At 74.0% G+C, this 2,198-nt stretch carries 3 protein-coding genes; 1 reads left to right on the forward strand and 2 read right to left on the reverse strand.

Translation table 11 applies throughout. The features are described 5' to 3' along the window. A partial coding sequence (locus DQW85_RS24050) for an ABC transporter permease (protein WP_205315364.1) occupies positions 1–856 on the forward strand: 856 nt, incomplete at its 5' end. A gap of 144 nt (positions 857–1,000) precedes the next feature. Here the strand turns inward: DQW85_RS24050 and DQW85_RS24055 are convergent. Together DQW85_RS24055 and DQW85_RS24060 are read right to left on the reverse strand one after the other, a co-directional pair. Next, positions 1,001–1,213, reverse strand: a complete 213-nt coding sequence (locus tag DQW85_RS24055) for an EF-hand domain-containing protein (RefSeq protein WP_113702317.1) — start codon at positions 1,211–1,213, stop codon at positions 1,001–1,003. Positions 1,214–1,274: 61 nt separating this feature from the next. After that, positions 1,275–1,997: a YcnI family copper-binding membrane protein gene (locus tag DQW85_RS24060; protein WP_113702318.1), complete on the reverse strand. Its 723-nt coding sequence runs from the start codon at positions 1,995–1,997 to the stop codon at positions 1,275–1,277. Between the last annotated feature and the right edge of the window lie 201 nt (positions 1,998–2,198).

The raw sequence follows: 2,198 nt of genomic DNA on the forward strand, positions 1-2,198 counted from the left end.
CCCGCCCCCACCGGCCGGCGCCCCGGCGGCGCGGGCGCCCGGCGCGTTCTGGCGGCTGCTGGCCTCCGAGCTGGGGCTGACCTTCCGCCGCCCGCGCAACGTGGCGATGCTGGTGGTCCTCGCCTGCGTGCCGGTGCTGCTCGGCGTCGCGCTGCGCATCGCGTCGTCCGGTGACGAGGGCGGGGTGGGCGGGATCGTCGCCGACGTCGCGGGCAACAGCCTGATGCTGGCCTTCGCGTCGCTGTCGTTCCTCGTCGTCCTGCTGATGCCGGTCGCGGTGAGCGTGGTGGCGGGCGACTCGATCGCCGGGGAGGCGGGCACGGGGACGCTGCGCTACCTGCTGGCCGCGCCCGCGGGCCGCACCAGGCTGCTGGCGGTCAAGTACCTGAACGCGGTCGTGTTCTCCTTCGCGGTGGCCGGCGTCGTCGCGCTGTCCGCGCTGGCGACGGGGCTTGCCCTGTTTCCCGTCGGGCCGGTGACGCTGCTGTCGGGCACCACGGTCTCCGTGGCCGACGGGCTGCTGCGGATCCTCCTGAGCGTCGGGTACGTCGGCGCGGGGATGGCCGCGCTCGCGGCCATCGCGCTGGCGCTGTCGACGTTCACCGAGGTGCCGATCGGCGCCATCGCGGGCACCGTGGTCGTGGTGATCGTCTCCCAGGTGCTGCGGGCCATCCCCCAGCTCGACGGCCTGGCCCAGTATCTCCTGCCGACCTGGTGGAACGGCTTCGACGGCACGCTGCGCAGCCCCATCGACACGGGCTCCCTGACGGAGGGGCTGCTGGTGTTCGGGGCCTACATCGCGCTGTTCGGCTCGGTGGCCTGGGCGCGCTTCTCCGGCAAGGACATCACGTCCTGACACGCGCATCCGGCCACCGGGCGGGCGGGGGCGGAGCCGGAGAGCCGCCCTGCGCGACTCTCCGGCCCAGGGCAAGCGCACCACGTGCCCTGGAGCGCCTGACGCGGCCCTCCGCCGCGGGCCGCCGCACGGCCGTATCCCGGCTCAGGGCATGACGCGGACGAACTCCTCCAGCGAGAAACGCCCGTCACCGTCGGCGTCGGCGTTCTCCCTCAGCGCCCCGAGCGCCTCGGCGGGCAGCTCCGGGAAGTGCGCCCGGAACTCCGCCTCCGTGATGAACCCGTCGCCGTCGCCGTCGATCGACGCGAACTCTCTCCTGAGTCGCGCCAGCCGCTCGCCCGCCGAATCCGCCGACACCTCGCCCGCCTTTCCTCGCGTACGTGGACAACCTAGCGGTCTCCACGGCGTACGGGACAGGTCAGGAGGAACGGCGGCGCAGGGCAAGAGCGGCGACCACGACGCCGACGACGCCCACCGCGAGACCCGCCCCGCCCAGCAGGCGGGCCGTGCCGTCGGCGGAGGAGGGGGCGGCGACGGGCACCACCGCGGGCGCCGCGGAGGACCGGTTCGCGGCACCGGCCGTGGATGTGGGGGAGGCGGCGCCCTCCTTGACGGCCGGGGTGAGCTTGAGCAGCGGAGCCGGGTGCTCGGGCTCGGTGCCGTCGGCCTTGGGCGCCTCGGACCAGTCGACGACCTCGCCGCCCGAGTACGTCTGCTTGGTCGGGAACACCAGCCGGTCGACGTCCTCCGGCAACCGGCCCATGGACACCTCGAACTCCTGGAACTCGCCCTTGCGGATCGCGCCTCCCGACCAGACGACCTTGGAGACGGCCTCGGTGAGCTCGCCGTACTCGGTCTTGACCGGCGTGGGCAGCTTGGACTCGGTGACCTTGACGCTCCACCCGGGCACCGGCTTGACCGAGACGAACGCCAGCGGGTGGTCGGCGGGGAAGGAGACCTCGATCTTCACGGTCGAGGCGTCGTCGCGCTCGTTCGGCACGCGGAAGGCGACCTTGGTGAAGCCGCCCTGCTCGGCGGTGCCGGGGTTGATGGTGACGTGGGCCAGCGCGGGCAGCGCGAGCCCGGCGGTGACGGCGGTGGCCGCGGCGAGCACGGTCACGGCACGGCGAATGAAGGACATGACGGAATCTCCACGTGAAGGGGTTGACGGACGTACCGGGGGTGTCAGCTGATCAGGCGGGCCGTGGAGGACCGCGCCTGGCGACGGAGTGCCGGAGTCCCGGATCGACGGGGACGGGCCGGACCCGCACGATCGGCGCCGCCCATCGGACGGGCGGCGGCGCAGCCGGGCACAGCGGCGCGAGGCGGCCCGTCAGGCGGG

It is taken from the genome of Nonomuraea lactucae (genome assembly GCF_003313395.1).
In the GTDB taxonomy this organism is placed as follows: domain Bacteria; phylum Actinomycetota; class Actinomycetes; order Streptosporangiales; family Streptosporangiaceae; genus Nonomuraea; species Nonomuraea lactucae.